Annotated in this window: 21 protein-coding genes; 11 read left to right on the forward strand and 10 right to left on the reverse strand. The window is 70.5% G+C overall.

The features are described from left to right. Positions 1-47: 47 nt before the first annotated feature. The gene (locus AB0L65_RS09625; protein WP_363970623.1) at positions 48-1268 is read right to left on the reverse strand and encodes a glycosyltransferase family 2 protein; all 1221 of its coding nucleotides are present in this window, start codon (positions 1266-1268) and stop codon (positions 48-50) included. Between the two features lie 171 nt (positions 1269-1439). Here AB0L65_RS09625 and AB0L65_RS09630 point away from each other — a divergent pair, with 171 nt between their 5' ends. Next, positions 1440-2915, forward strand: a complete 1476-nt coding sequence (locus AB0L65_RS09630; RefSeq protein WP_364242476.1) for a hypothetical protein — start codon at positions 1440-1442, stop codon at positions 2913-2915. Here the strand turns inward: AB0L65_RS09630 and AB0L65_RS09635 are convergent. Together AB0L65_RS09635 and rsmI are read right to left on the reverse strand one after the other, a co-directional pair. Beyond that, the gene (locus tag AB0L65_RS09635) at positions 2851-4437 is read right to left on the reverse strand and encodes a phospholipid carrier-dependent glycosyltransferase (RefSeq protein WP_364242478.1); all 1587 of its coding nucleotides are present in this window, start codon (positions 4435-4437) and stop codon (positions 2851-2853) included. The two genes, AB0L65_RS09630 and AB0L65_RS09635, sit on opposite strands and share 65 nt — an antisense overlap. 10 nt (positions 4438-4447) lie before the next feature. Beyond that, positions 4448-5296, reverse strand: coding sequence for a 16S rRNA (cytidine(1402)-2'-O)-methyltransferase (gene rsmI / locus AB0L65_RS09640; RefSeq protein WP_364242480.1), 849 nt, complete (start codon positions 5294-5296; stop codon positions 4448-4450). Positions 5297-5373: 77 nt separating this feature from the next. Here rsmI and AB0L65_RS09645 point away from each other — a divergent pair, with 77 nt between their 5' ends. Continuing rightward, a complete protein-coding gene (locus AB0L65_RS09645; protein ID WP_364242482.1) occupies positions 5374-7008 on the forward strand; it encodes a phospholipid carrier-dependent glycosyltransferase in 1635 nt (544 codons plus the stop codon). Positions 7009-7121: 113 nt separating this feature from the next. Further along, entirely contained in the window at positions 7122-8306 is a 1185-nt protein-coding gene (locus AB0L65_RS09650) for a hypothetical protein (RefSeq protein ID WP_350725879.1), read from the forward strand. A gap of 9 nt (positions 8307-8315) precedes the next feature. Here the strand turns inward: AB0L65_RS09650 and AB0L65_RS09655 are convergent, their stop codons facing one another. After that, positions 8316-8714, reverse strand: coding sequence for a MerR family transcriptional regulator (locus AB0L65_RS09655; protein WP_313043208.1), 399 nt, complete (start codon positions 8712-8714; stop codon positions 8316-8318). Positions 8715-8793: 79 nt separating this feature from the next. Between AB0L65_RS09655 and AB0L65_RS09660 the strand changes: the two genes are divergently transcribed. Then, entirely contained in the window at positions 8794-9555 is a 762-nt protein-coding gene (locus AB0L65_RS09660) for an MBL fold metallo-hydrolase (RefSeq protein WP_364242485.1), read from the forward strand. A gap of 14 nt (positions 9556-9569) precedes the next feature. Continuing rightward, complete coding sequence (locus tag AB0L65_RS09665; RefSeq protein ID WP_364242488.1) at positions 9570-10502, forward strand: DUF5996 family protein; 933 nt, start codon at positions 9570-9572, stop codon at positions 10500-10502. Positions 10503-10813: 311 nt separating this feature from the next. Here the strand turns inward: AB0L65_RS09665 and AB0L65_RS09670 are convergent, their stop codons facing one another. Further along, positions 10814-11491 carry a TetR family transcriptional regulator gene (locus tag AB0L65_RS09670; RefSeq protein WP_364242491.1) on the reverse strand — a complete coding sequence of 226 codons (678 nt, stop codon included), beginning with the start codon at positions 11489-11491 and terminating at the stop codon, positions 10814-10816. 58 nt (positions 11492-11549) lie between these two features. Between AB0L65_RS09670 and AB0L65_RS09675 the strand changes: the two genes are divergently transcribed. From AB0L65_RS09675 to AB0L65_RS09685, 3 genes are read left to right on the forward strand one after another with little or no spacing between them, the layout of a single operon-like run. Further along, positions 11550-12317 carry a PIG-L family deacetylase gene (locus tag AB0L65_RS09675; protein ID WP_364242493.1) on the forward strand — a complete coding sequence of 256 codons (768 nt, stop codon included), beginning with the start codon at positions 11550-11552 and terminating at the stop codon, positions 12315-12317. A gap of 28 nt (positions 12318-12345) precedes the next feature. Next, entirely contained in the window at positions 12346-13137 is a 792-nt protein-coding gene (locus AB0L65_RS09680; protein WP_364242496.1) for an alpha/beta fold hydrolase, read from the forward strand. Positions 13138-13167: 30 nt separating this feature from the next. Next, positions 13168-13641, forward strand: coding sequence for a VOC family protein (locus tag AB0L65_RS09685; RefSeq protein ID WP_364242498.1), 474 nt, complete (start codon positions 13168-13170; stop codon positions 13639-13641). Here the strand turns inward: AB0L65_RS09685 and AB0L65_RS09690 are convergent. Both AB0L65_RS09690 and AB0L65_RS09695 read right to left on the reverse strand, forming a co-directional pair. Further along, positions 13631-14278 (reverse strand): haloacid dehalogenase type II, encoded by a 648-nt coding sequence (locus AB0L65_RS09690; RefSeq protein ID WP_364242500.1) that lies wholly within the window; start codon positions 14276-14278, stop codon positions 13631-13633. The genes AB0L65_RS09685 and AB0L65_RS09690 overlap by 11 nt on opposite strands. Further along, the gene (locus AB0L65_RS09695; protein ID WP_364242505.1) at positions 14275-14865 is read right to left on the reverse strand and encodes a TetR/AcrR family transcriptional regulator; all 591 of its coding nucleotides are present in this window, start codon (positions 14863-14865) and stop codon (positions 14275-14277) included. The genes AB0L65_RS09690 and AB0L65_RS09695 overlap by 4 nt, the downstream gene beginning before the upstream one ends. Before the next feature lie 271 nt (positions 14866-15136). Here AB0L65_RS09695 and AB0L65_RS09700 point away from each other — a divergent pair, with 271 nt between their 5' ends. Continuing rightward, positions 15137-16327 (forward strand): Cmx/CmrA family chloramphenicol efflux MFS transporter, encoded by a 1191-nt coding sequence (locus AB0L65_RS09700; protein ID WP_364242507.1) that lies wholly within the window; start codon positions 15137-15139, stop codon positions 16325-16327. Positions 16328-16332: 5 nt separating this feature from the next. Further along, entirely contained in the window at positions 16333-17133 is an 801-nt protein-coding gene (locus AB0L65_RS09705) for a maleylpyruvate isomerase family mycothiol-dependent enzyme (protein WP_364242509.1), read from the forward strand. A gap of 6 nt (positions 17134-17139) precedes the next feature. Here AB0L65_RS09705 and AB0L65_RS09710 read toward each other — a convergent pair whose 3' ends face one another. Continuing rightward, positions 17140-18249, reverse strand: a complete 1110-nt coding sequence (locus AB0L65_RS09710; protein WP_364242512.1) for an FAD-dependent monooxygenase — start codon at positions 18247-18249, stop codon at positions 17140-17142. A gap of 81 nt (positions 18250-18330) precedes the next feature. Here AB0L65_RS09710 and AB0L65_RS09715 point away from each other — a divergent pair, with 81 nt between their 5' ends. Then, positions 18331-19041: a TetR family transcriptional regulator gene (locus tag AB0L65_RS09715; protein ID WP_364242515.1), complete on the forward strand. Its 711-nt coding sequence runs from the start codon at positions 18331-18333 to the stop codon at positions 19039-19041. Positions 19042-19309: 268 nt separating this feature from the next. On the opposite strand, the gene pip is transcribed toward AB0L65_RS09715, so the two are convergent. Together pip and AB0L65_RS09725 are read right to left on the reverse strand one after the other, a co-directional pair. Continuing rightward, on the reverse strand, positions 19310-20269 hold the full coding sequence (pip, locus tag AB0L65_RS09720; RefSeq protein ID WP_364242517.1) for a prolyl aminopeptidase: 960 nt from the start codon (positions 20267-20269) through the stop codon (positions 19310-19312). Between the two features lie 58 nt (positions 20270-20327). After that, positions 20328-21110, reverse strand: a complete 783-nt coding sequence (locus tag AB0L65_RS09725; RefSeq protein WP_364242519.1) for a neutral zinc metallopeptidase — start codon at positions 21108-21110, stop codon at positions 20328-20330. Positions 21111-21187: the final 77 nt, after the last annotated feature.

Here is a 21187-nt window from a genome sequence, read left to right on the forward strand (position 1 = left end):
CCCCCGTGTCGGCGGGGCCCGTCAGGACCCCGCCGAAGCGGGGACGGCTATCGCTTGGACTCCTCCAGGGAAACCGCCTCCGCGGCCTCCTCGGCGGCCTTGGCGGCCACGTCGATGGAGGTCTCGCGCGTGCGGCGGATGCCGAGGATGCTGATGAACAGCGCCGCGAAGATCGTCTGGAAGCTCATGACCAGAGCGGTCGCGGAAGGCACGACGATACGCAGCGACTCGCGCGGGTCGAGCTCGCCGAAGCTGCGCACCTGCCAGTGGACCAGCGACATCACCAGGCCGATCAGACCGGCCAGCGCCAGCAGGCCGCCGACCACGAGCCCCTTCTCCAGGCTCACGATGTCGATCAGCCGCCGGATGCGCGGCGACTCGGGCAGGAAGCCCTCCTCGGCCGCGTAGACCTTGGTGAACACGGCGAACAGGGCCGCCTGGAAGCCGATCACGACCAGGGCGGACGACCCGACGAGGGTGTCGACGTCGAAGGCCAGCTCACCGATCTCCACCGGGCCGAACGTCAGCGCCGTCCCGGCGACGAGGCCGATGATCATCATCAGCACGCCGGGGTAGAAGAACAGCCACTTCGGGCTGTAGAGGAGCAGGAAGCGCAGGTGGCGCCAGCCGTCGCGCCAGGAGCGCAGGTGCGGCGGGCGGGAGCGGCCGTCGGGCGAGAGCGTGGTGGGCACCTCGCGCACGTCGAGGCCCGACAGCGTGGAGCGGACCACCATCTCGGACGCGAACTCCATGCCGCCCGTCTGCAGCTGCAGCTTGAGGATCGAGTCGCGCCGGAACCCGCGCAGCCCGCAGTGGAAGTCGCCGATGGCCGAGGGGAAGAACAGCCGGCCGACGAACGACAGCACGGGGTTGCCGAGATAGCGGTGGAGCGGGGGCATGGCGCCCGGGGCGATGCCGCCCTTGAAGCGGTTTCCCATCACCAGGTCGGCGCCGTCGCGCAGCTGCTCGACGAACGGCAGCAGCGCGGTGAAGTCATAGGAGTCGTCGGCGTCGCCCATGATGACGTATTTGCCGCGCGCCGCCCTGATCCCGCCCATGAGGGCGTTGCCGTAGCCCTTCTCGTCGACGTGGACCACGCGGGCTCCGGCGTCGCGGGCGAGCTGTTGTGAGCCGTCCGTGCTGCCGTTGTCGGCGATCAGGACCTCGCCCTCGATGCCGTGCTCCTCCATGCACGCCAGCGCCTTGCGTACACAGACTTCCACGGTCTCCGCCTCATTGAGGCAGGGCATGACCACCGTCAGTTCCACGTGTCTACCCTTCAGTTAAGACTCTTCCAGTGAACCATCATGCCCTGTGCCCAACCGTGCTCGGGTCAAGACCCAAAAACGACTGGCATTCTTTACAGCATGGTGAGCGTCGCGGAGATTACCCCTGTGGACCACTCCGCTCCTGGCCGGGCAGCTCGTTGGCTGTCATTCGTGCGCCGGCATCGAGTGTTCGCCGCGGTTTTCGGCGTTGGCGCCGTGCTGCGGCTCATCACCATGCTCGGCTACGGCCCGGCCATGTGGTTCAACGACTCCTACGAGTACGTCTCGGTGGCGCTGCACCCGCGGCCGCACCCGATCAGGCCCGACGGCTACAGCTTCTGGCTCATGCTGCTCAAGCCGTTCCACAGCTTCGCACTCGTGATCTTCACGCAGCACCTGATGGGCCTGGCCACGGCCTGCCTGATCTACGCGTTGCTGCGGATCAAGTTCCGGCTGCCGAAGTGGGGCGCCACGCTGGCGGCGGCGCCGGTGCTGCTGGACGCGTACCAGATCCAGCTCGAGCAGCTGGTGATGTCCGACAGCATGTTCACGCTGCTCGTGGTGGGCGTCATCACGCTGGTGCTGTGGAAGCGGCGGCTGTCGTGGCAGGCGGGCGCGGTCGTCGGCCTGCTGCTGGCGGTGACGTGGCTGACCCGCTCGATCGGCCTGCCGATCCTGGCGCTGGTGGTGCTCTACCTGCTGGTCAAGCGGACCGGCTGGCGCCCGATCGTCGCCGTGATCACGGCCTGCGCGGTGCCGGTGATGGCGTACATGGGCTGGTTCGCCTCCGCGTACGGCAAGTTCGCGATGACCAACAGCGACGGCCTCATCCTCTACATGCGCACGGCCATCTTCGCCGACTGCAACAAGATGAAGATCGACAAGTACAAGGAGGTCCAGCTCCTCCTGCTGTGCATCAACGACCCGGTCAGCCAGCGCAAGGACTACGCGCAGTGGTACCTGTGGGGCCAGGGCAACGGCGACGGCACGGGCACCGGCGAGGTGCTGCACCGGTGGGGCATCAACAAGAAGTGGAGCGAGATCACCAACGACGCGGCCAGCGCGTTCGCCACGCGGGCGATCCTGTCGCAGCCCGGCGACTACCTCAAGGTGGTCACGCGTGACTTCTTCCGCTCGTTCCACTGGGGCCGGCCGATGTTCCCCGACCCGTCGACGTACGGCATGTACCAGTTCAAGCCGTACGTCGAGCCGGACGAGAGCGGCCAGCCCAAACGGCTGCCGAAGTGGTCGTCGTACGCGGGCGGCCGCACCGACACCGACGCGTTCAGCTACGAGCAGGGCCCGCCGGAGACCCGCATCGTGCACCCGTGGGCCGACATCATGAGCGGCTACCAGAAGGTGTTCTACCTGCGCGGCATCATGCTCGGCGGCATCCTGCTGATCGGCCTGTACGGCGTCGCGGTCAGGTGGCGCAAGTTCGGCGGCCCGGTGGCTCTGCCGTGGCTCGGCGCGGTGGGGCTGCTGCTGGCCCCGGCGGCGACGGCGGAGTTCGACTACCGGTACGTGCTCCCGGCCGTCCCACTGGCCTGCGTCGCCGCGGCGATCACGCTGCGCCGCGGCGTCACTTGGGCGCGGCGGTCACCCAAGAACGCATCAGCATCCGAGCCCACCAGTCTGCGTGTGTGATCGTCTCGGCGGTCAGCACCGGATAGAGCCACCAGAAGTTGATCAGCACGACCAGCGCGAACGCCCCCACCAGCGCGGCCCCGGTCGCCCGCCGTGGCGCGGGGGCGTCCTGCCTGCCCAGCACCAGCCCCGCCACCAGCACGAGCGCCAGCACCATGAACGGCACGACGGGGATCATGTAGAACAGGTACATCGTCCGGTTGTCGGCGAGGGCGTAGTAGAACCACGGCAGCCAGCCCGCCGCGACGCCCAGCAGCGCCGCCCCCGCCCGCCAGTCGCGCGTGGCCACGTACCAGACGACGAGGCCGACCAGCGCCAGCACGGCGGCGTACCACAGGGCCGGGGTGCCGACCCCGAGCACGGCCTGTGAGCACTTGTCGGCCCCGCACGCCGACGGCGGGATGTCCGACGGGTAGTGGAACGAGACGGGCCTGATCAGCAGCGGCCACTGCCACGGCTCCGACATGTACGGGTGGTATTCGTGCAGGTTGCTGTGATAGCCCAGCACCTGCACCTGGTACTGCAGCCACGACCGCACCGAGTCGACCACGAAGAACACCGGCCCGGACGAGGTGGCCTGCGTCCAGTTGCGCCCCCAGCCGCCGGAGGTGGCGAACCACCCGGTCCACGAGGCCACGAAGGTGACCGCGGGCACGAGCGCCATGGCCGCGAACGCGCCCGGCAGGTCGTACGAGAACGCCCCCCGGTACGGCTGCCGCAGCCCCAGCGCCCGCCTGGCCCCCAGGTCCCACATGAGGCTCATGACCGCGAACGCGATCAGGAAGAAGATCCCCGACCACTTCACCGCGCACGCCGCCCCCAGGCAGAGCCCGGCCGCGAGCCGCCACGGCCGCAGCCCCAGACGCGGCCCCAGCTCGCCGATCGGCCCGCGCTCGTGCCAGTCCGCCAGCCGTCGCCGCGCCCAGTCCCGGTCGGTCACCAGGCAGGCGAACCCGGCCAGCACCCAGAACATCAGGAAGATGTCCAGCAGCGCCGTGCGCGACAGCACCAGGTGCAGCCCGTCGAGCGAGAGCAGCAGCCCGGCCAGGCAGCCCAGCAGCGTCGAGCGCGTCATCCTGCGCGCCACCCTGGCCATGATCAGGATGGACAGCGTGCCGATCAGCGCCGCGGCGAAGCGCCAGCCGAACGGGTCCATCCCGAACAGCCACTCGCCCACGCCGATCATCCACTTGCCCAGCGGCGGATGCGCCACGAACGAGGCGCAGTCGTCGGGCTGCGGGCACTGCTTGAAGATGTCCAGGTTGCCGGTGATGAGGCGTCTGTCGGCGATCGGGTCCTTGGCGTCGCCGAGCATGGTCCGCTCGACGCCGTGCGTGATCAGCGAGTACGCGTCCTTGGCGTAGTACGTCTCGTCGAAGACGACGGCCTCGGGCTCGTCGAGCCTGATGAACCGCAGGAGGCCGCCGAACAGCGCGACCAGGATCGGCCCGGCCCAGCCCAGCATGGGTGTCCCCGGCATCGGCGGGACCAGTCGCTGAGCGGAAACCCCCCAGTTCCTCACGATGCGCACCCTATGGCGTAGGGGATCTCCTGTGAACCAGGTCATACAGCTCGCGTTTGGGGATGCCCGCCTGCCTGGCCACCTCGGCGACGGCGATCTTGCGCTGGACGCCCTCGGCGACCCTGCGGTCCACCTCGGCGACCAGCTCGTCCAGGTCCGGCTCGCCCTCCCCCGGCGCATATCCGGCGACCACGAGCGTGATCTCGCCCTTGACCTCCTTCGCCGCCCATTCGGCCAGCTCGCCGAGCCCGCCCCGCCGTACCTCCTCGTACGTCTTGGTCAGCTCGCGGCACACGGCGGCCTGCCGGTCGGGGCCGAACGCCTCGGCCATGGCCTCCAGAGAGCTCGCCAGCCGGCGCGGCGACTCGAAGAAGACCATCGTGCGCTCCTCGGCCGCCAGGGAGGCCAGGCGGCGGGCCCGCTCGCCCGGCTTGCGCGGCGGGAAGCCCTCGAAGCAGAACCGGTCGCTGGCCAGCCCGGACACGGCCAGCGCGGTCGTGACGGCGCTCGGCCCCGGCAGCGCGGTGACCGTGATGCCCTCCTCGACCGCCAGGCGGGTCAGGCGGTAGCCGGGGTCGGAGACGCCCGGCATGCCCGCGTCCGTGATGATCACGACCGTGCGGCCCTCTTTCAGGGTCTCCAGGAGCTCCTTGGCCCGCGCCACCTCGTTCTGGTCGTAGTAGGACACCACCCGGCCCTCGATCTCCACGCCCAGCTCGGTCGCGAGCCTGCGCAGCCGCCTGGTGTCCTCGGCGGCCACCACGTCGGCGCTCCCGAGCACCTCGCGCAGCCGCGGCGAGACATCACCCGCCTGGCCGATGGGGGCTCCTGCCAGCACCAACCTGCCGTCTCCAGTCACCTGACCATTGTGGCAGGGCATCCCAAATAACCGTGTTTCTGCGTTTGCGATCGGCTTGGGGCCCGTACGATGTCCGAATGGCGGTGACCGATTCCCCATACCAGGCCTACGAGAGCTCGGAGGTCGGCGACAGCCTTCCCAAGACGATGTCCGTACGCGAACGGCTCGTGCCTCCCATGCACGGCAGCATCCTGTGGGGCTGGATCGGCCCGCTGCTGGTCACCCTTTTCGGCGCTGTCCTGCGCTTCATCAACCTGGGCCATCCCAAGGCCGTGGTGTTCGACGAGACGTACTACATGAAGGACGCGTTCTCGCTGATCACCTGGGGTGTCGAGCGGACCACCATCAAGGACGCCGACAAGGCGATCATCGCCGGCAACACCGACATCTGGCAGTCGTGCACGTCCGAGACCCTCGACAAGTGCGCCTCCTACGTCGTCCACCCGCCGCTGGGCAAGTGGATGATCGGCGTGGGCGAGTGGCTGTTCGGGCTCAACCCGTTCGGCTGGCGCTTCGCCGCCGCGCTGATCGGGTCGCTGTCGATCCTCATCCTGGCCAGGGTGGCCCGCAGGATGACGCGCTCGACGCTGCTGGGCTGCTTCGCCGGCCTGCTGCTGGCCCTCGACGGCCTGCACTACGTGCTCTCGCGCACGGCGCTGCTGGACATCTTCCTGATGTTCTGGGTGCTGGCCGCGTTCGCCTGCCTGGTGGTCGATCGCGACCAGGCCCGCGAGCGGCTCGCGACCTGGTACGAGAACTCGCCGCTCTCGCCGCACGGCCCCTCGCTGGGGATCAGGTGGTGGCGGATCGCCGCCGGGGTCTGCCTGGCCTTCGCGATGTCGGTCAAGTGGTCGGGGCTGGCGTTCGCCGTGGCGTTCGCGATCATGTCCGTGATGTGGGACTTCGGCGCGCGCCGGGCCGTCGGGCTGCGCAATCCGTACGTCGGGGCGTTCAACAAGGACGTGCCGCAGGCGTTCCTGGCGTTCGCCGTGGTGCCGTTCGTCACCTACATGGCCACCTGGATCGGCTGGTTCGCCAACGCGACCGGCTACGGGCGCGACTGGAATCAGGCCACCTCCGCGGGCAACCCGATCTTCTTCGTGGTCGACTCGATGCGGTCGTGGATCAAGTACCAGTGGCAGGTCTACACGTTCCACAGCGGGCTGGAGACCTCGCACCCGTACATGTCGGAGCCCTGGCAGTGGCCGCTGCTGCTGCGCCCGGTCGCCTTCTACTACGAGGGCAAGCAGAACACGTGCGGCGTCAAGGACTGCTCCGAGGCCGTGCTGGGCGTGGGCACGCCGGTGATCTGGTTCGGGGCGGTGGCCGCGCTGGTGGCCCTCATCGCGTGGTACGTCTCCTCGCGCGACTGGCGGGCGGGGGCCGTGCTGCTGTCGTACGCCATGGGCCTGGTGCCGTGGATCTACTTCGCCGTCGCCGACAACCGTACGATGTTCCTGTTCTACGCCATCCCGATGGTGCCGTTCATGGTGCTGGCCATCACACTGTGCGCCGGGCTGCTGATCGGGTCGTCGAAACCGACGATCACGGGGGCGATGCCGCTACGGCGCACCGTCGGGGCCGCCGTGGTCGGCGCGTTCACGCTGCTCGCGCTCATCAACTTCTGGTGGCTGCACCCGATCCTGTCCGCCGAACTCATCCCGTACACCGAGTGGAAGGCCCGCATGTTGTTCGAGAAACGGTGGATATGATCTGCTTACCATCCGCCCCATAGTGGTTTCTTAGGGTTATCGCTGTGCAAGACCCAATACGCACCGGATTCGGCCATCGTCAGGCCCGGGGTCGATACGGCAAACTTCGAGGCATGAGTGCACCGGATGTCACCGCCCTGCTCGCCGAGTTGGAGCGCTCTCAGCCGGAGCTGGCCGAGGAGGCCAGGACCGCCGTCGAATGGCTGACGGGTGGAGAGCCGCTGGAAACGGTGACCCAGCTCGACGTCTGCGAGTTCCTCTGGTACACGTTGCCGCTCAAGGTGGGCGGCGACCACGAACGACTGGCACGTTCGCTGGGCCGGCTGCTCCAGCTCGGCGGGATGGAGCGCTACGCCGCTCTGTGCGTGTCACCCACGACCCTCCAGATCCTCCGTACCTACGCCCGTGAGGGTGAGGACGCCGGCACCAGCGCCTACCAGCAGGCGCTCGAGGCCACGGGCGTGCTCCCGCCCGACGTCCCCGAACTGCAGTGGAGCATGATCATGGGGCCCGAGGAGCTGGGCGCGCACCTCGCCTGCTCCGCCGCCCTCGAACTGGCGATCGTCGCCGGTGAGACCGTCGACCGCACCGCCCTGACCCGCCGCTGGCTCACCGAGCCCCGCTCCGAGCTGGGCGGCGACAGCTGGCTCAACCGGGTGCACGGCGAACGCCTCAACCGCTGGGTGCTGGGCCGCGGCCCGGCCAGGCGCGAGCTGGCCCAGCCGTTCGAGGTGCGCCTGCACGCGCCCATCACCCCGCAGCCCCTGCCCCCGTTGCACCGTCTCCTCACCCTGGCCGCCTCGGAGGAGAGCCTGCCGCTGCGGCTGGCACCCTCACCCGAGGCGCTCAGGCTGCGCGAGCTGGCCGAGCGGGAGCTCGGCGCGATCAGCCGCGACGGCACGAAGCTGGCCATCACCGACTACGGCCGGCGGCTGCTCAAGTCCAAGTCGGCCATGTGGTCGGCGGTCACGAGGCTGCTGCTGGCCAGGGGGAAGCACGAGTTCGAGGTGTCGGCGCGGGAGGCCGCGCTGATGCTGATCGCCGACGGCACACTGATGTCGCCCACCGAGCTGCGCGAGCGGGTGGCGGAAGTGGTCGGCGGCGAGGGCTGGCATCCCACCACGACCGTGGAGGACGTCGCCGCGCCGGTGGCCGACCTGATCTCGCAGCTCACCGCGCTGGGGCTGGCCTTCAGCGACGAGCTGGCGGTGCGGATGGACCGCTCCGGCCAGCTCGCCGCCCTGGCGGCCCTGCGCGCCCACGCCCTGCGGCCGAGGAAGTACGTCAACCCGAGCTGACGAACGTGCTCAGCCCAGCGGCACGCGGCCCACGGCCTGCTTGAACTCAGGACATTCCACAAGCGGGTCGTGGTCGCAGGTCACCGCGTGCCGCAGGCTGTCGCGCAGCCGGGTGAGCTGCGCGACCCGCTCGGACACCTCGCGCTCCTTGGCCGCCATGCGCTCGCGCAGCCTCGCGTCGGACGGCCTGGCGCGCAGGAACTCGGCGATCTCCGACAGCGTGAACCCCGCGTCCCGGGCGCACGTGATCAGCGCCAGGCGCTCCAGCGTCTCGGGACGGTACGCGCGGCGCAGGCCGTTGCGTCCTTCCGCCTGGATGAGCCCCTTGCGCTCGTAGAACCGCAGCGCCGACGCGGCCAGCCCGCTCTGCCTGGCCACCTCGCCTATGTCGATCAACGTGTCTTCCACGACCTGGCCCCTTGACTTGAACCGCGCTTCAAGTCGCAGTCTAGTGCGCATGCGAATTCACCACCTGAATCTCGGCTCCATGCGCGAGATCGAATCCCCGGACGGGCAGCCGGCGGCGCCCGCCGTGTGCCACGCGCTGCTGATCGAGACGCCTGCCTCCGGGCTCGTGCTGGTCGAGGCCGGGCTGGGCCTCGACGACGTGGCCAGGCCCGAGGAGATGCTGGAGCGCGAGTGGGCGGAGCTCGTCGAGCCGCTGCTCTCGCCCGACGAGACGGCCGTGCGGCAGGTCGCCGCGCTCGGTTACGACCCGCTCGACGTACGGCACATCGTGCTGACCCACCTGGACGTGGACCACAGCGGCGGCCTGCCCGACTTCCCGCACGCCCAGGTGCACGTCATGGAGGTCGAACTGGAGGACGCCATCGCCCAGGCCCCGAACCGCCGCTACCGCCCGGGCCACTGGGCCCACTCACCCAAATGGGTGACTTATCCAGACACGGGCACCCGGTGGCTGGGCGTGGACGGGGTGCGGCCGCTGACGGACCTGGGCGAGGACTTCCTGCTCGTACCGCTGGACGGGCACACCCGCGGGCACGCCGGAGTGGCGGTCAACGACGGCGAGCGCTGGCTGCTGCACGCCGGGGACGCGTACTTCTACCACGGCGAACTGGACCGCGAGCCCCAGCCGCACCCGCTGATGGACCTCGTGCAGGTCGGCGCCCAGGTCGACGCCGAGCGCCGCCTGTCCAGCCAGGAACGCCTGAGGTCGCTCGTCCACGACCACGACGTCACAGTCTTCTCTGCGCATGACCCTTGGGAACTGTCCCATTACATACGGTAGTTACCATTGGTCTCATGGAGCTGTTCCCAGCAATGCCGCTCGCGGAGTGGGCGGAGGCCAAGGAGACCCTTCACAGGTTCGCGCAGATCGTGGGGAAGATCCGGTTGTCGTCGAGCAACCGGCGCAACCACTGGTGGCAGGTGCCCTTCCACCCGACCGGGCGCGGGCTCACCACGCGCCCGATGGGCGGGCTGGGCGAGCAACCGCTGTTCAGCATCGACTTCGACCTGGTGCGCCACCGGCTGGTGGTGGACGTGCTCGACGGGCGAAGCGCGGAGTTCACCCTGATCGGGCGGTCGGTGGCGTCGTTCCACGACCGGCTCTTCGAGACGCTCGCGGGGCTGGGGATCCGGCCGGAGATCTGGGCCGTGCCGTTCGACCTGGGCGACGACACGCCGTTCGCCGACGACACCCTGCACGCCCGGTACGACCCCGTCCTGATCAACCGCTACTGGCGGATCCTGTCGCAGGTGGCGCAGCTGCTCGACCGCTTCGCCGCCGACTTCGCCGGCAAGACCTCGCCGGTGCACCACTTCTGGCACACGTTCGACATCGCCGTGACGCGCTTCACCGGCCGCGTGGTCCGGGTCTCGCCCGAGGCCGACCCGGTCACGCGGGAGGCGTACAGCTGGGAGGTCATCAGCGCGGGCTTCTGGTTCGGCGACAAGGAGCGGCCGTGGCCGGCGTTCTACTCCTACACCGCGCCGGAGCCCAAGGGCCTGGAACTCGAGCCGCTGCGGCCCGTCGAGGCCGAGTGGCTGCCCGCCCGGGGCAGCCACCTGGCCATCCTCAAGTACGACGACGTGCGCGCGATGGGTGATCCGGTCGCGTCCGTGCTGGAGTTCCTGGACAGCGCCTACCAGGCGGGGGCCCGGCTGACCGGGGTCGACGTGGAGGCGCTGAGCTCGCCTGGGGGCGTCACGGACCCGTACTACGGGAAGTACTGAGCGGAAAGTATTGAGCGCCCGCCCTCCGAGGAGGGCGGGCGCTCAACGTATGCGAACCGGTGTGCAGGTCGCCTCTCGGCGAAAGGCACAACGCGGCTCCAGCCGAACGGTATTCCGCGAAGGCAATAGGTGAGGCCCGGGGACACTGGACACACCGGCCACGGTCTATGTAACCACACCCGCCCCCCGAACATTCCCACCCCGACACGAATTTCCGGCCACCAGGAGATGGCCGCCCCTCCCTCCCCACCCCCGACACCCACCGCCACCTCCCCCTGCCCGCCCGATGACCCCCTCCTCGTAGAGGTCCGTCACTCGGCCTCGCCGCCCTTCAGCGCGCCGTGCAGGAACAGGTCGACCAGTTCTTCAGAGGTGAGCGGGGACGACCCGCCCCGCCCGGACGCCAGGATCAGGAACTGGAACGCCTCGGCCAGCCGCTCCGGGGGCAGCCTGAGGCCGTCGCGCTCGGGCTCGAACAGCCCGGACAGCACGTCGCGGGTGGCCGCCATCGACGCCTCCCGCCCCGAGAGGGCCCGCCCTGAGCCCTCCTGCGGCCTTTCGGAGGTGCCGGACGGCGCGTCTCCGGAGGGTTCGGAAGGTGTGCCCAGGAGGCGGGGATCGCGGCGGAGGCCGCCCGAGGCGGCCAGGGCACCGGCCACGGCGCCCATCCGGGCCAGGTAGCCGCGCAACGTCTCCGCGGCCTCGATCAGCCGCTCCTCCAGCGGCACGTCCAGCGCGATCGCCGCCACGTGCGCGAGCGTGTCGTCGGGCCGCGCCGCCTCCGCCATGCAGGCGGCGAGCAGGGTCTCCTTGTCGCCGAAGGCCCGGAAGATCGTGCCTTCGCCGATGCCCGCGGCGCGGGCGACCTGGGCGGTGGTCACGGAGGTGCCGTACTCCACCACGAGGGGAAGCGCCGCCCGGACGATCATCTCGCGGCGCTGTTCCGGGCTCATCGCCGGCGCGCGTCGCCGGCCTGTCGGGTTCGTCATGGCTTTCACGTTACGGAGTGAGTACTCACTCCGTCAACGGAATATAGGGTGTCCGGCTATGGCGACACTCCTGGCTTTTCACGCGCATCCGGACGACGAGGTGCTCCTGACCGGCGGCACGCTCGCCCGCGCCGCCGCCGAGGGCCACCGCGTGATCGTCGTGGTCGCGACCGACGGCGTCATGAAGTCCGTCGCGGAGGGCGGCACGACCAGGATGAACGAGCTGCGCGCCGCCACCGCCGAGCTGGGCGTGGCGCGCGTCGAGCACCTGGGCTACGCCGATAGCGGGCACGGCAAGGACCTGTATCCCGACCCGCCGGACCGGATGCGGTTCGTACGCGCGAGCACGGAGGAGGCCGCTGCCAGGCTCGCCGCGATCCTGCGCGAGGAGCAGGTGGACCTCCTGCTCAGCTACGACCCCAACGGCGGGTACGGCCACCGCGACCACGTCAAGGTGCACGAGGTCGGCAAGCGGGCCGCCGAGCTGGCCGGGGTGCCCCGCGTGCTGCAGGCCACGGTCCCGCGCGACGCCGCCGTCCGGCTGGTACGCCTGATCCACCTGCTCCGGATCCCGCTCCGCTACGACGAACGCGAGCTGGCGAAGGCGTACAGCCCCGGCAAGGCCATCACCCACAGGATCGACGTGCGCCGCTACGCCGGGCAGAAGCAGCGGGCGCTGGCCGCCCACCACTCCCAGATCAGCGGCGGCGGCCGGGGGGCCGCCATCGCGAGAGTGCTCGTGCGGCTCCCGGCGCCCGTGTTCGGCCTGCTGCTCGGCCGCGAATGGTACGTCGAGGCGAAAACAGGCCAGAGCCGCGCGGGGTAGCTCACCGAACACCCCTACGATGCCAGACATGCCATTTGCGACAGCCGTGGACGGCGTCAAGCTGTCCTACCAGGTCCGCGGCGGCGGGCAACCCCTCGTCCTCCTCCAGGGGCAGGCCAACGAGCACCGCTGGTGGGATCCCGTGCGCCCGGACTTCGAGCGGGAGTTCCGCACCGTCACCTTCGACTACCGCGGCACGGGCGGCAGCGACAAACCCGACGAGCCGTACACCACCCGCGGGTTCGCCGCCGACGTGCTGGCCGTGCTCGACGAGCTGGGCGTGGACAAGGCACACGTCTACGGGACGTCGATGGGCGGGCGGGTGGCCCAGTGGCTGGCGGCCGACCATCCCGAGCGGGTCGGGTCGCTGGTGCTCGGCTGCAGCTCGCCGGGCGGCGTCCACGGGCTCGAACGGGACAACGACGTGCGCAGGTCACTGGCCCAGCCGGACCGGACGGCCGCCGAGCGGGCGCTGCTGGAGCTCATGTACACGCCCGCCTGGCTGTCCACGCACCCGGGCCCCCACCACACGGTCGGCGACCCGGCCATGCCCGCGTACGCGCGCCGCCGCCACCTGGCCGCCAGCGCCGGGCACGACAGCTGGGCCGCGCTGCCCTCCATCGCCGCGCCCACGCTGGTGGTGCACGGCACCGACGACGTGTTCAACCCGGCGGCCAACGCCCCGCTGCTGGCCGGCCGCATCCCCGGGGCGGAGCTGCGGATGATCGAGGGGGCGCGGCACGCGTACTTCGAGGAGTTCAGGGAGGTCGCGAGCCCTCTGGTGCTGGATTTCCTGCTCGCGAACGCAAGTAGGACATGATCTGGCCTACTTCCCGAATAGCCTGCGGGCATGAGCATTCCTGAGGGATACACCACCGTCACGCCGTGGATCATCGGGCCCGACACCGCGGGCCTCATCGACTACCTCACGGCCGCGTTCGACGCCGTCGAGCTGGCCCGGGTGACCGACGACGAGGGGCGCATCGGGCACGCGGAGGTGCGGATCGGGGACGCCGTGGTGATGATGTTCGACTCGGCTCCCGGCTGGCCGCCCACGCCCGCCTTCCTGCGTCTGTACGTCCCCGACGCCGACGCCACCCACCGACGCGCCGTCGAGGCGGGCGGGACGTCGGTGACGGAGATCACCCACCTGTTCTGGGGCGACCGGGTCGGCCGGGTACGCGACCCGTTCGGCAACCTGTGGTGGATCCAGGCGCGCGTCGAGGAGGTCGCGCCCGAGGAGCTGGAGCGCCGCATGACCGACCCCGTCTTCATGAAGGCGATGGAGTACGTCCAGGGCGCGGACTTCTTCCCTAAGCAGTGACAAGCCTCGCCAGCGAGACCAGGTCGGGGGCCGACAGGCGCGGGGCGCTCATCACGCTCGGGTACGGCGTGCCGCGCCGCTCCAGCCAGGCCCCCGACAGCCCGGCCCGCTGGGCCCCGTCGATGTCCCACGGGTGCACCGCGACCAGGACCGCCTGGTCGGGCCGCACCCCGGCCTGGCCGGCCGCGTACTCGTAGGCCGCGCGGGCGGGCTTCCACGCGCGGGGGCCGCTCACGTCCAGCGTGGCCTCCACCAGGTCCGACAGCCCTTCGCGGCGCAGGATCCCCGCGGTCATGGCGGCCGCCCCGTTCGTCATGGTGAACAGGCGGATGCCGCCCTCGCGCAGCAGCCGCATGCCCTCGGGGACGTCGGGATGCACCCGCAGCTCGGCGAACCCCCTCAGCACGTGGCGCACCGCCTCGTCCCCGGCCCCCATCTCCCTGAGCACGTCGTCGGCGATCCGGCCGAACTCGGCGAAACCGCCCGCCGCCGTGAGCGCGAACCCGTCGCGCAGCACGCTCGCGAACCACGTCCCCATCTGCTCGCCGGACAGCCCCACCTCCTCGAACCTGCCCCGCATCGGCTCCATGTCGGTCAGCGTCTCGTTCACGTCGAAGATCACTACCTGCGGTTTCATGACCGGTCCCTTCTGAGAGAGTCGAGTGCGGCGGACGTGCCCATGCGCAGGGTTGCCGGGTCCGCGCCGGCGCGCGAGCGGAGGTTGACCCCGTAGGCCAGCAGGGTCAGGGACTCCGCGGTCGCGTCGAGGTCGAGGCCGTCGGCGAGCTGCCCCTGGGCGTCTGCCGCCTCCAGGGCCGCGCGCATCGTCGTGCGGAGCCGGTCGTGGTGCTGGTCCAGCACCTGGCGTACGGCCGGGTCCGCGCCTTCGGCGTTGGCGTTGGTCGCCATGCAGCCCCAGCGCGCGTGCTCGCCCGCGCACCTGATCCGGATCAGGCGGTCGAAGAACGCCTCGACGGCGGGCAGCCCGCGCCCGTCGTCGGCCAGGGCCTGGAACATCGGCTGCGAGCGTTCCTCGACGTAGCGGCGCAGCGCCCGCACGTACAGGTCCTGCTTTCCGCCGTAGGTCGCGTACAGGCTGGAGCGGCTGAGGCCCGTCGCCGCGACCACCTCCGCGATGCCCGTGGTGGCGGCGCCGCGCTGCCAGAACAGGCGCTCCACCTGCTCCAGCACCGCGTCGGGATCGAAATGCTTCACGTCCGGCATCGGCACCTCCGCGGCCTATCTTGGAACGACCAGTCCAAGATAGCAAATCATTTGCGCAGTTCTCCGCAGCCTTGCTACGTTCGCCCTCATGTCCAGCCCCGAGGCGTCAAGACGCTAGCCACCGGTCATCCGGTGGCTGTCTCGCGCTGACGCCGGGCTCTCCGCGAGCCGTGCGGTTCTTCGTGATGCGGCCGATTCCCCAGCGGGGCAGGACCTTCCTCCGGCCTGCCCGCTTCCCTGTCGATCCTCGATACGGTCGCGGAGTTCTCTCATGCCTTTCGCTGTCTACCTGCTCGGACTGGCGGTTTTCGCCCAAGGGACGTCCGAGTTCATGCTGTCCGGGCTCATCCCGGGCATCGCGCGGGACCTGCAGGTGTCCATCCCCGCCGCGGGGCTGCTCACCTCGGCCTTCGCCGTCGGGATGGTGGTGGGGGCGCCGCTCATGGCGGTGCTCAGCCTGCGCTGGTCCCGGCGGTTCGCGCTGCTGGCCTTCCTGGTCACGTTCCTGGTCGTGCACGTGGTGGGTGCGCTCACCACCAGCTACGGCGTGCTGCTCGGCACGCGGGTGATCGCGGCGCTGGCCAACGCCGGGTTCCTGGCGGTGGCCATGGCGACCGCCGTCGCGCTCGCGCCTTCCGACGCCAAGGGGCGCGCCACCTCCGTGCTCCTCGGCGGCGTCACCATCGCCTGCGTCGCGGGTGTGCCGGGCGGCGCGCTGCTGGGCGAGGTGTGGGGGTGGCGCTCGGCGTTCTGGGCGGTGGCCGTCGCGCTGGTCCCGGCCATCGTCGCGGTGCTCAAGTCCGTGCCGTCCGGCGCCCCCGGCCCGGCCGGTCCGCGGGCCCGCGGGGAGCTGCGGGCGCTGCGCCGGCCGCGGCTGCTGGTCTTCCTCGTGCTGGGCGGTCTGGTGAACGGCGGCACTTTCTGCACGTTCACCTACCTCACGCCCTTGCTCACCGGGGACACCGGGATCGGATCCTCCTGGATGCCCCTGATGCTGGCCCTGTTCGGGCTGGGCTCGTTCGCCGGGGTGACCGTCAGCGGGCGGGTGGCCGACCGGCGGCCGATCCGCCTCCTGGTGATCTGCGGGCCGGCGCTGGCCGCCGGGTGGGCCCTCTTCGCGCTGACGGCCGGCGCGCCGGTGCCCGCGGTCGTGCTCGTCTTCGTCCAGGGGACGCTCTCGTTCGCCGTGGGCTCCACGCTGATCTCGCAGGTGCTGTACGCGGCCACCGGCGCGCCCACCCTGGCCGGCGGGTTCGCCACGGCGGCGCTCAACGTGGGCGCGACGCTCGGCCCGTGGCTGGGCGGCCTGACCATCGGGGCCGGGCTCGGGCTGCGCTCGCCGCTGTGGGTGAGCGCCCTGCTGGTGGCCGCCGCCCTGGTCACCGCCGCCGTCGCCCACGCCGTCGGGAGGCCGTCATCGGCGAAGCCGGTGGAGCGGGACCAGCCGGCTGAGGCACAGTGAGGGGAATGGAACCCGCTTCGCGCTTTCACCGAGAGGTCCGAGCATTCCGGGACGCCGCCCGGCAGGCGGCGCAGACCGGCGCCGCGCCGCCGGTGCCGTCCTGTCCCGGCTGGTCGGTCGCCGATCTGCTGATCCACCTGGGCTTCGTGCACCGGGGCGTGTTCAGCATCATCGACGACCGGCGCGACGGGCCGCCGGACGGCTCCGACCTGTCCTTCGCCGGGCTGCCGCCGGACCTCACGGGGTGGCCCGATCCGCAGCACGCGCCCAACCTCGGTCCGATCCCGGACGGGGTGCTCGACTGGTTCGAGGAAGGGGCGGCCCGGCTGGCGGCGCTGTTCGACGAGCGCGACGCCGGCGATCCGGCGTGGACGTGGTCGAAGGAGCAGACCGTCGGGTTCTGGGTGCGGATGCAGACCATCGAGGCCGCCGTGCACCGCTGGGACGCCGAGAACACCCTTGGCGTCCCGCACCCGATCCACGAGGACGTGGCGGCCGACGCGGTCACACAGACGTTCGAGGTCATGGTGCCCGCACGGCGGGAGTGGACGCAGGCGCCCGCCGGCTCGGGCGAGCGCTTCCGCTTCCGTCGCACGGACGGCGAGGGCGACTGGGCGGTCCACTTCGACGGCCCGGACGTACGGCTGTCCTCCGGGGCGGACGGCGGCGATTTCGACGTCGAGCTGGCCGGGAGCGCGTCGGACCTCATGCTGTTCCTCTGGAACCGCATCCCGGCCGACGGCCTCGACGTGCGTGGCGACAGGAGCAGGCTCGACCGCTACTTCGTCCTGGTGCCTCCCGTATGACCCCTCCTAGGAGCTCCGGGCGACGAGGCCCATCCCCAGGGCCAGCCCGTTGCGCGCCCACATGCCCAGGTGGGTCTTCGGCACCATCATGCGGACGTTCGGCCCGATCTGCTGCTTGCGCTTGACCAGCTCGCGGTGCCCCTCCTCGTACCGCCGGAAGGCGACCCGGTGGTCGGAGGTGCCCGCGAGCTCCTCGGCCAGCCGGTACGCCCCCACGACGGCCAGCTCCGCCCCGGCCCCCGACGCCGGGGAGGCGCAGTAGGCGGCGTCCCCCACGAGCGCCACCCGCCCCGACGACCACGAGGGCAGGCGCACCTGGCTCAGCGCGTCGAAGTAGAAGTCGGGGTCGGCGAGGGCCCCGTCGAGCAGTTCGCGCACCCGCCAGGACGTCTCGCCGCCGAACGCCTCCGTCAGCAGCGTCCTGTGCTGCCCGACGTCGCGATGGTCATAGGCCAGCGGCTCCGACCTGAAGATGAAGTACGCCTTCGCCTGGGCGTGGTTGCCCGACCGGTAGAGCCCCGCCATCTTGCCCGGAAGGTTGTACATCGTCACCCACCGGTCCTCCCCCAGCGCGGAGTCCGCGTTCGCGAACGCGAAGTAGTGCCCCATGTGCCGCAGGGCCCCCTCCTCCGGCCCGAAGGCCAGCCGCCGCACCGAAGAGTGCAGCCCGTCGGCCCCGACGACCAGGTCGAACCGCCGCGTCGAGCCTCCCTCGAACGACACCGTCACGCCGCCGCCGTCCTCCTCCATCGACCGGACGGAGTCGCCGAAGACGTACTCCACCTCCGGCCCGGTCACCTCGTGCAGCAGCGCCACCAGGTCACCCCGCATGATCTCGATCTCGCCGTTCCTGCTCATGTTCACGCGGGCCACGGCCCGGTCTGCCGCGTCCACGAACTTCATGCCCCGCACGTCCGCCGCCGCGGCCCTGACCCGCGGCATGATCCCCATCCGCTCGGCCACCTCGGTCGCCTCGTCCCGCAGGTCCACCCCGTTGCCGCCGGTGCGCAGCCGCGGCGCCCGCTCGACCAGCGTGGCCCGCATCCCGTGCCGGGCCAGCCAGTACGCCAGCGTCTGCCCGGCGATGCTCGCCCCGACCACCAGAACCTCAGTCATGCCTATGCCCCTCCTGACCGTTGGTCAGTTCAGGACTATAGGCTCCCGACCAACGGTCAGGCAAGGTCTAGAATCGGCGGCGTGACGGACGACACCCGCTCGCGGATCCTTCAGGTGGCGCACGACCTGTTCGCCGCGCAGGGCTATCACGCCACCTCGATCCGCGAGATCGCGGAGCGGCTCGAGCTGACCAAGACGGCGGTGCTCTACCACTTCCCCAGCAAGAAGGAGATCATCGCGGCCCTGGCCGAGCCCCTGCTGGCCGACATGGAGGCCGCGATCGACGCGGCCAACCGCGCGCCGGGGAGCGACGAGCGGCAGAAGCGGTGGGCGGTGATCGAGGGCCTGCTCGACGTCTGGCTGACGCACCGCGACCTGCTGAGGCTGCAGATGCGCGACCTCGCGCTGGCCGCGGAGGGATCGGTCTTCGACCGTTTTCGAGACGCCGCCTACCTGGCCCAGCACCTCATCGCCGGCCCGCTCGCCGACCACGTGGACCGCATCCGGGCGGCGCAGGCGTTCGGCATGCTCAGCGACCCCGTCGTGATGTTCGCCGACCTGCCGGCGGAGATGCTCCGCCCGGCCGTGCTGTCCGGCGTGGAACGCCTGCTGGAGGACCGTCCCGAACCTCCGGTGCAGGAGGCGCGCCGGCGCGGCAGACCGGGGGCGATGACGCCGGAGGCCATCGAGCGGGCCAGGCGCATGCACGCCTCGGGCCGGCACACCGCCGCCGAGATCGCCCGAGCCCTCGGCGTCTCCCGCGCCACCCTCTACCGCCACCTGTCCGCATAATATCGAGACATTTTCTGAGACGTTTTCGAGACACCGCCAGGGTGGCCGTCGCGGGAATCCTCCGCGCACGGGCGTTTAATTCGGTGGTGTCCGGACAGTCGGCGAAGCTACTGTTGCTGCAGGTCAGCGAGTGGGCACGCGGTTGTCAGCGCGCTGTCCCCTGCGGACCCGCGGCTCACCCGTACGGAATCGACCGACGGCGAGGCGATGGTCACCACTGGCGCCGTCCCAACGCCCCAGACGATCGCGAGCCGCGGGTCCCGCCCCCTCACCGCCCGGCGAAGCCGTCGAGCGCGGCGGACAACTCCTTGGAGAGCGTGCCGCTGCCGGTGTGCCCGGAGTCGTCCACGACGACCAGCTTGGCGTCCGGCCAGGCCTTCGCCAGCTCCCAGGCCGTCTCCAGCGGGCCGCCCAGATCGAGACGGCCGTGGATCAGCACGCCGGGGATCCCGGCCAGCCGCCCCGCCTCCCGCAGCAGCACGCCCTCCTCCAGCCAGGCGGCGTTGGAGAAGTAGTGGGAGCAGATCCGGACGAGCGCCATCACCGCCTCGGCCGGGCGGTCGCTGTAGGCGTTCGGCTTGCCGTTGGGCTCCATGGAGATCACCGCGTCCTCCCAGGTGACCCAGTCTTCGGCCGCCTTCGCGCGGACCTCGGGATCGGGGTCGGCCAGGAGCCGCGAGTACGCCGCCAGCAGCGCGAAGGTGTCACCGTCGCGGTCGGCCTCGGGGACGCCCCGCCTGAAGCGCTCCCACTCCTCCGGGAAGAACCGCCCGACGCCGCGGTAGAGCCAGTCGATCTCGGAGCGGCGCGTGGTCGTGACGGCCACGATGACCATCTCCGACACCCGCGCCGGATGGGCCTCGGCGTAGGCCAGCATCAGCGTCGAGCCCCACGACCCGCCGTAGAGCAGCCACCTGTCGATGCCGAGGTGCTCGCGCAGCCGCTCCATGTCGGCGACGAGGTGGTGGGTCGTGTTGGTGCTCAGGTCGACGGAGGGGTCACTGGCGTGCGGGCGGCTGCGGCCGCAGTTTCGCTGGTCGAACAGGACGATCCGGTAGCGCTCCGGGTCGAAGAGCCGGCGCACCCCCGTCTTGCACCCCGATCCGGGGCCGCCGTGGACGACGAGCGCGGGCTTCCCCTCCGGGTTGCCGCAGACCTCCCAGTAGACGAGGTTGCCGTCACCGGTGTCGAGCAGGCCGTGGTCGTACGGCTCGATGGGGGGATACATGGAACGATCGTATCGAGACGGCCGCGGTGGACCCGGTGGACCACCGCGGCCTGTCCGGTCAGGCGACCTTGGACGAGGGGGCCGACCAGGTGTTGCACGAGCCGGGGTCGCCGGCGGTGAAGCCGCGCCTGAGCCAGTGGCGCACCGCGGCCCGGCTGCCGAACTCGCGCACCTCGGCGGGGTCCTCGCTCAGCCGGAGGTTGACGAGCGCGTTCCAGTCGCTCAGGTTCCTGCCCTCGATCGGCCAGACGCTCTTGATGAAGGCGGCGGCGAAGCATTCGTTCTGGAGACTCATGCGGCGCTGCTGCTCATACAGCTCGGTCTTTTTGTCATAGGGCAATTTGTCGTAGGCCTTGGCGATTCCGACCAATTTCTGCACGTGGTAGCCGTACATGGAGGCCGCCGTCTCGAACAGCCAGAGGTCGTCGGGTTCGTCGAGCCAGTCCTTGCCGAGCTGGAAGGCCAGTGTCTCGGTGCGGTCGCAGTACCAGGTCTGGGAATTCAGTTTCTCGATGTCATAGCCGCACCACTTCTTCGGAATCCGGTCCATGTGCCGCACCTTGACCGGCCTGTAGGTCAGGCCGGCGTTCGTGAGGTGCTGTTCCCAGGTGGTTTCCAGGCAGGCGATGACCGCGTCGAGATAGGCGCGGGCCTGCTTGCGATTGTTCGGCTTGAGCGACGGCTCCGTACAGGTGGTCGTCGGCAGTGCGCCTGCCTTATAGAGCGGATTGGCGGTTAGTTGGGAGGATTTGACGGGGTATGCAGCTGCCTGGGCGGTAGCGGTACCCGCTAAGGGCATCATGAGGGCGCCCGCAAGCGCCGCGAACATGAGAAGTTTCACGAGTCGTGAGAATAGGACCTCCCGGTAAAGAGGGCTAGATACAACTATGAAGTAATTCAACCACCACTAAGGGTAAT

The organism is Nonomuraea sp. NPDC052116 (assembly GCF_040680035.1).
In the GTDB taxonomy this organism is placed as follows: Bacteria; Actinomycetota; Actinomycetes; order Streptosporangiales; family Streptosporangiaceae; genus Nonomuraea; species Nonomuraea angiospora_A.

Bases quoted from the DNA above. Each gene is read 5' to 3' on its own strand.
- AB0L65_RS09665 (WP_364242488.1), top strand. From the start codon at position 9,570: ATGGAGCTGTTCCCAGCAATGCCGCTCGCGGAGTGGGCGGAGGCCAAG.
- AB0L65_RS09660 (WP_364242485.1), top strand. From the start codon at position 8,794: ATGCGCGAGATCGAATCCCCGGACGGGCAGCCGGCGGCGCCCGCCGTG.
- AB0L65_RS09650 (WP_350725879.1), top strand. From the start codon at position 7,122: ATGAGTGCACCGGATGTCACCGCCCTGCTCGCCGAGTTGGAGCGCTCT.
- AB0L65_RS09690 (WP_364242500.1), bottom strand. From the start codon at position 14,278: ATGAAACCGCAGGTAGTGATCTTCGACGTGAACGAGACGCTGACCGAC.
- AB0L65_RS09670 (WP_364242491.1), bottom strand. From the start codon at position 11,491: ATGACGAACCCGACAGGCCGGCGACGCGCGCCGGCGATGAGCCCGGAA.
- AB0L65_RS09685 (WP_364242498.1), top strand. From the start codon at position 13,168: ATGAGCATTCCTGAGGGATACACCACCGTCACGCCGTGGATCATCGGG.
- AB0L65_RS09680 (WP_364242496.1), top strand. From the start codon at position 12,346: ATGCCATTTGCGACAGCCGTGGACGGCGTCAAGCTGTCCTACCAGGTC.
- AB0L65_RS09675 (WP_364242493.1), top strand. From the start codon at position 11,550: ATGGCGACACTCCTGGCTTTTCACGCGCATCCGGACGACGAGGTGCTC.
- AB0L65_RS09700 (WP_364242507.1), top strand. From the start codon at position 15,137: ATGCCTTTCGCTGTCTACCTGCTCGGACTGGCGGTTTTCGCCCAAGGG.
- AB0L65_RS09710 (WP_364242512.1), bottom strand. From the start codon at position 18,249: ATGACTGAGGTTCTGGTGGTCGGGGCGAGCATCGCCGGGCAGACGCTG.
- AB0L65_RS09645 (WP_364242482.1), top strand. From the start codon at position 5,374: ATGGCGGTGACCGATTCCCCATACCAGGCCTACGAGAGCTCGGAGGTC.
- AB0L65_RS09695 (WP_364242505.1), bottom strand. From the start codon at position 14,865: ATGCCGGACGTGAAGCATTTCGATCCCGACGCGGTGCTGGAGCAGGTG.
- AB0L65_RS09705 (WP_364242509.1), top strand. From the start codon at position 16,333: ATGGAACCCGCTTCGCGCTTTCACCGAGAGGTCCGAGCATTCCGGGAC.
- pip (WP_364242517.1), bottom strand. From the start codon at position 20,269: ATGTATCCCCCCATCGAGCCGTACGACCACGGCCTGCTCGACACCGGT.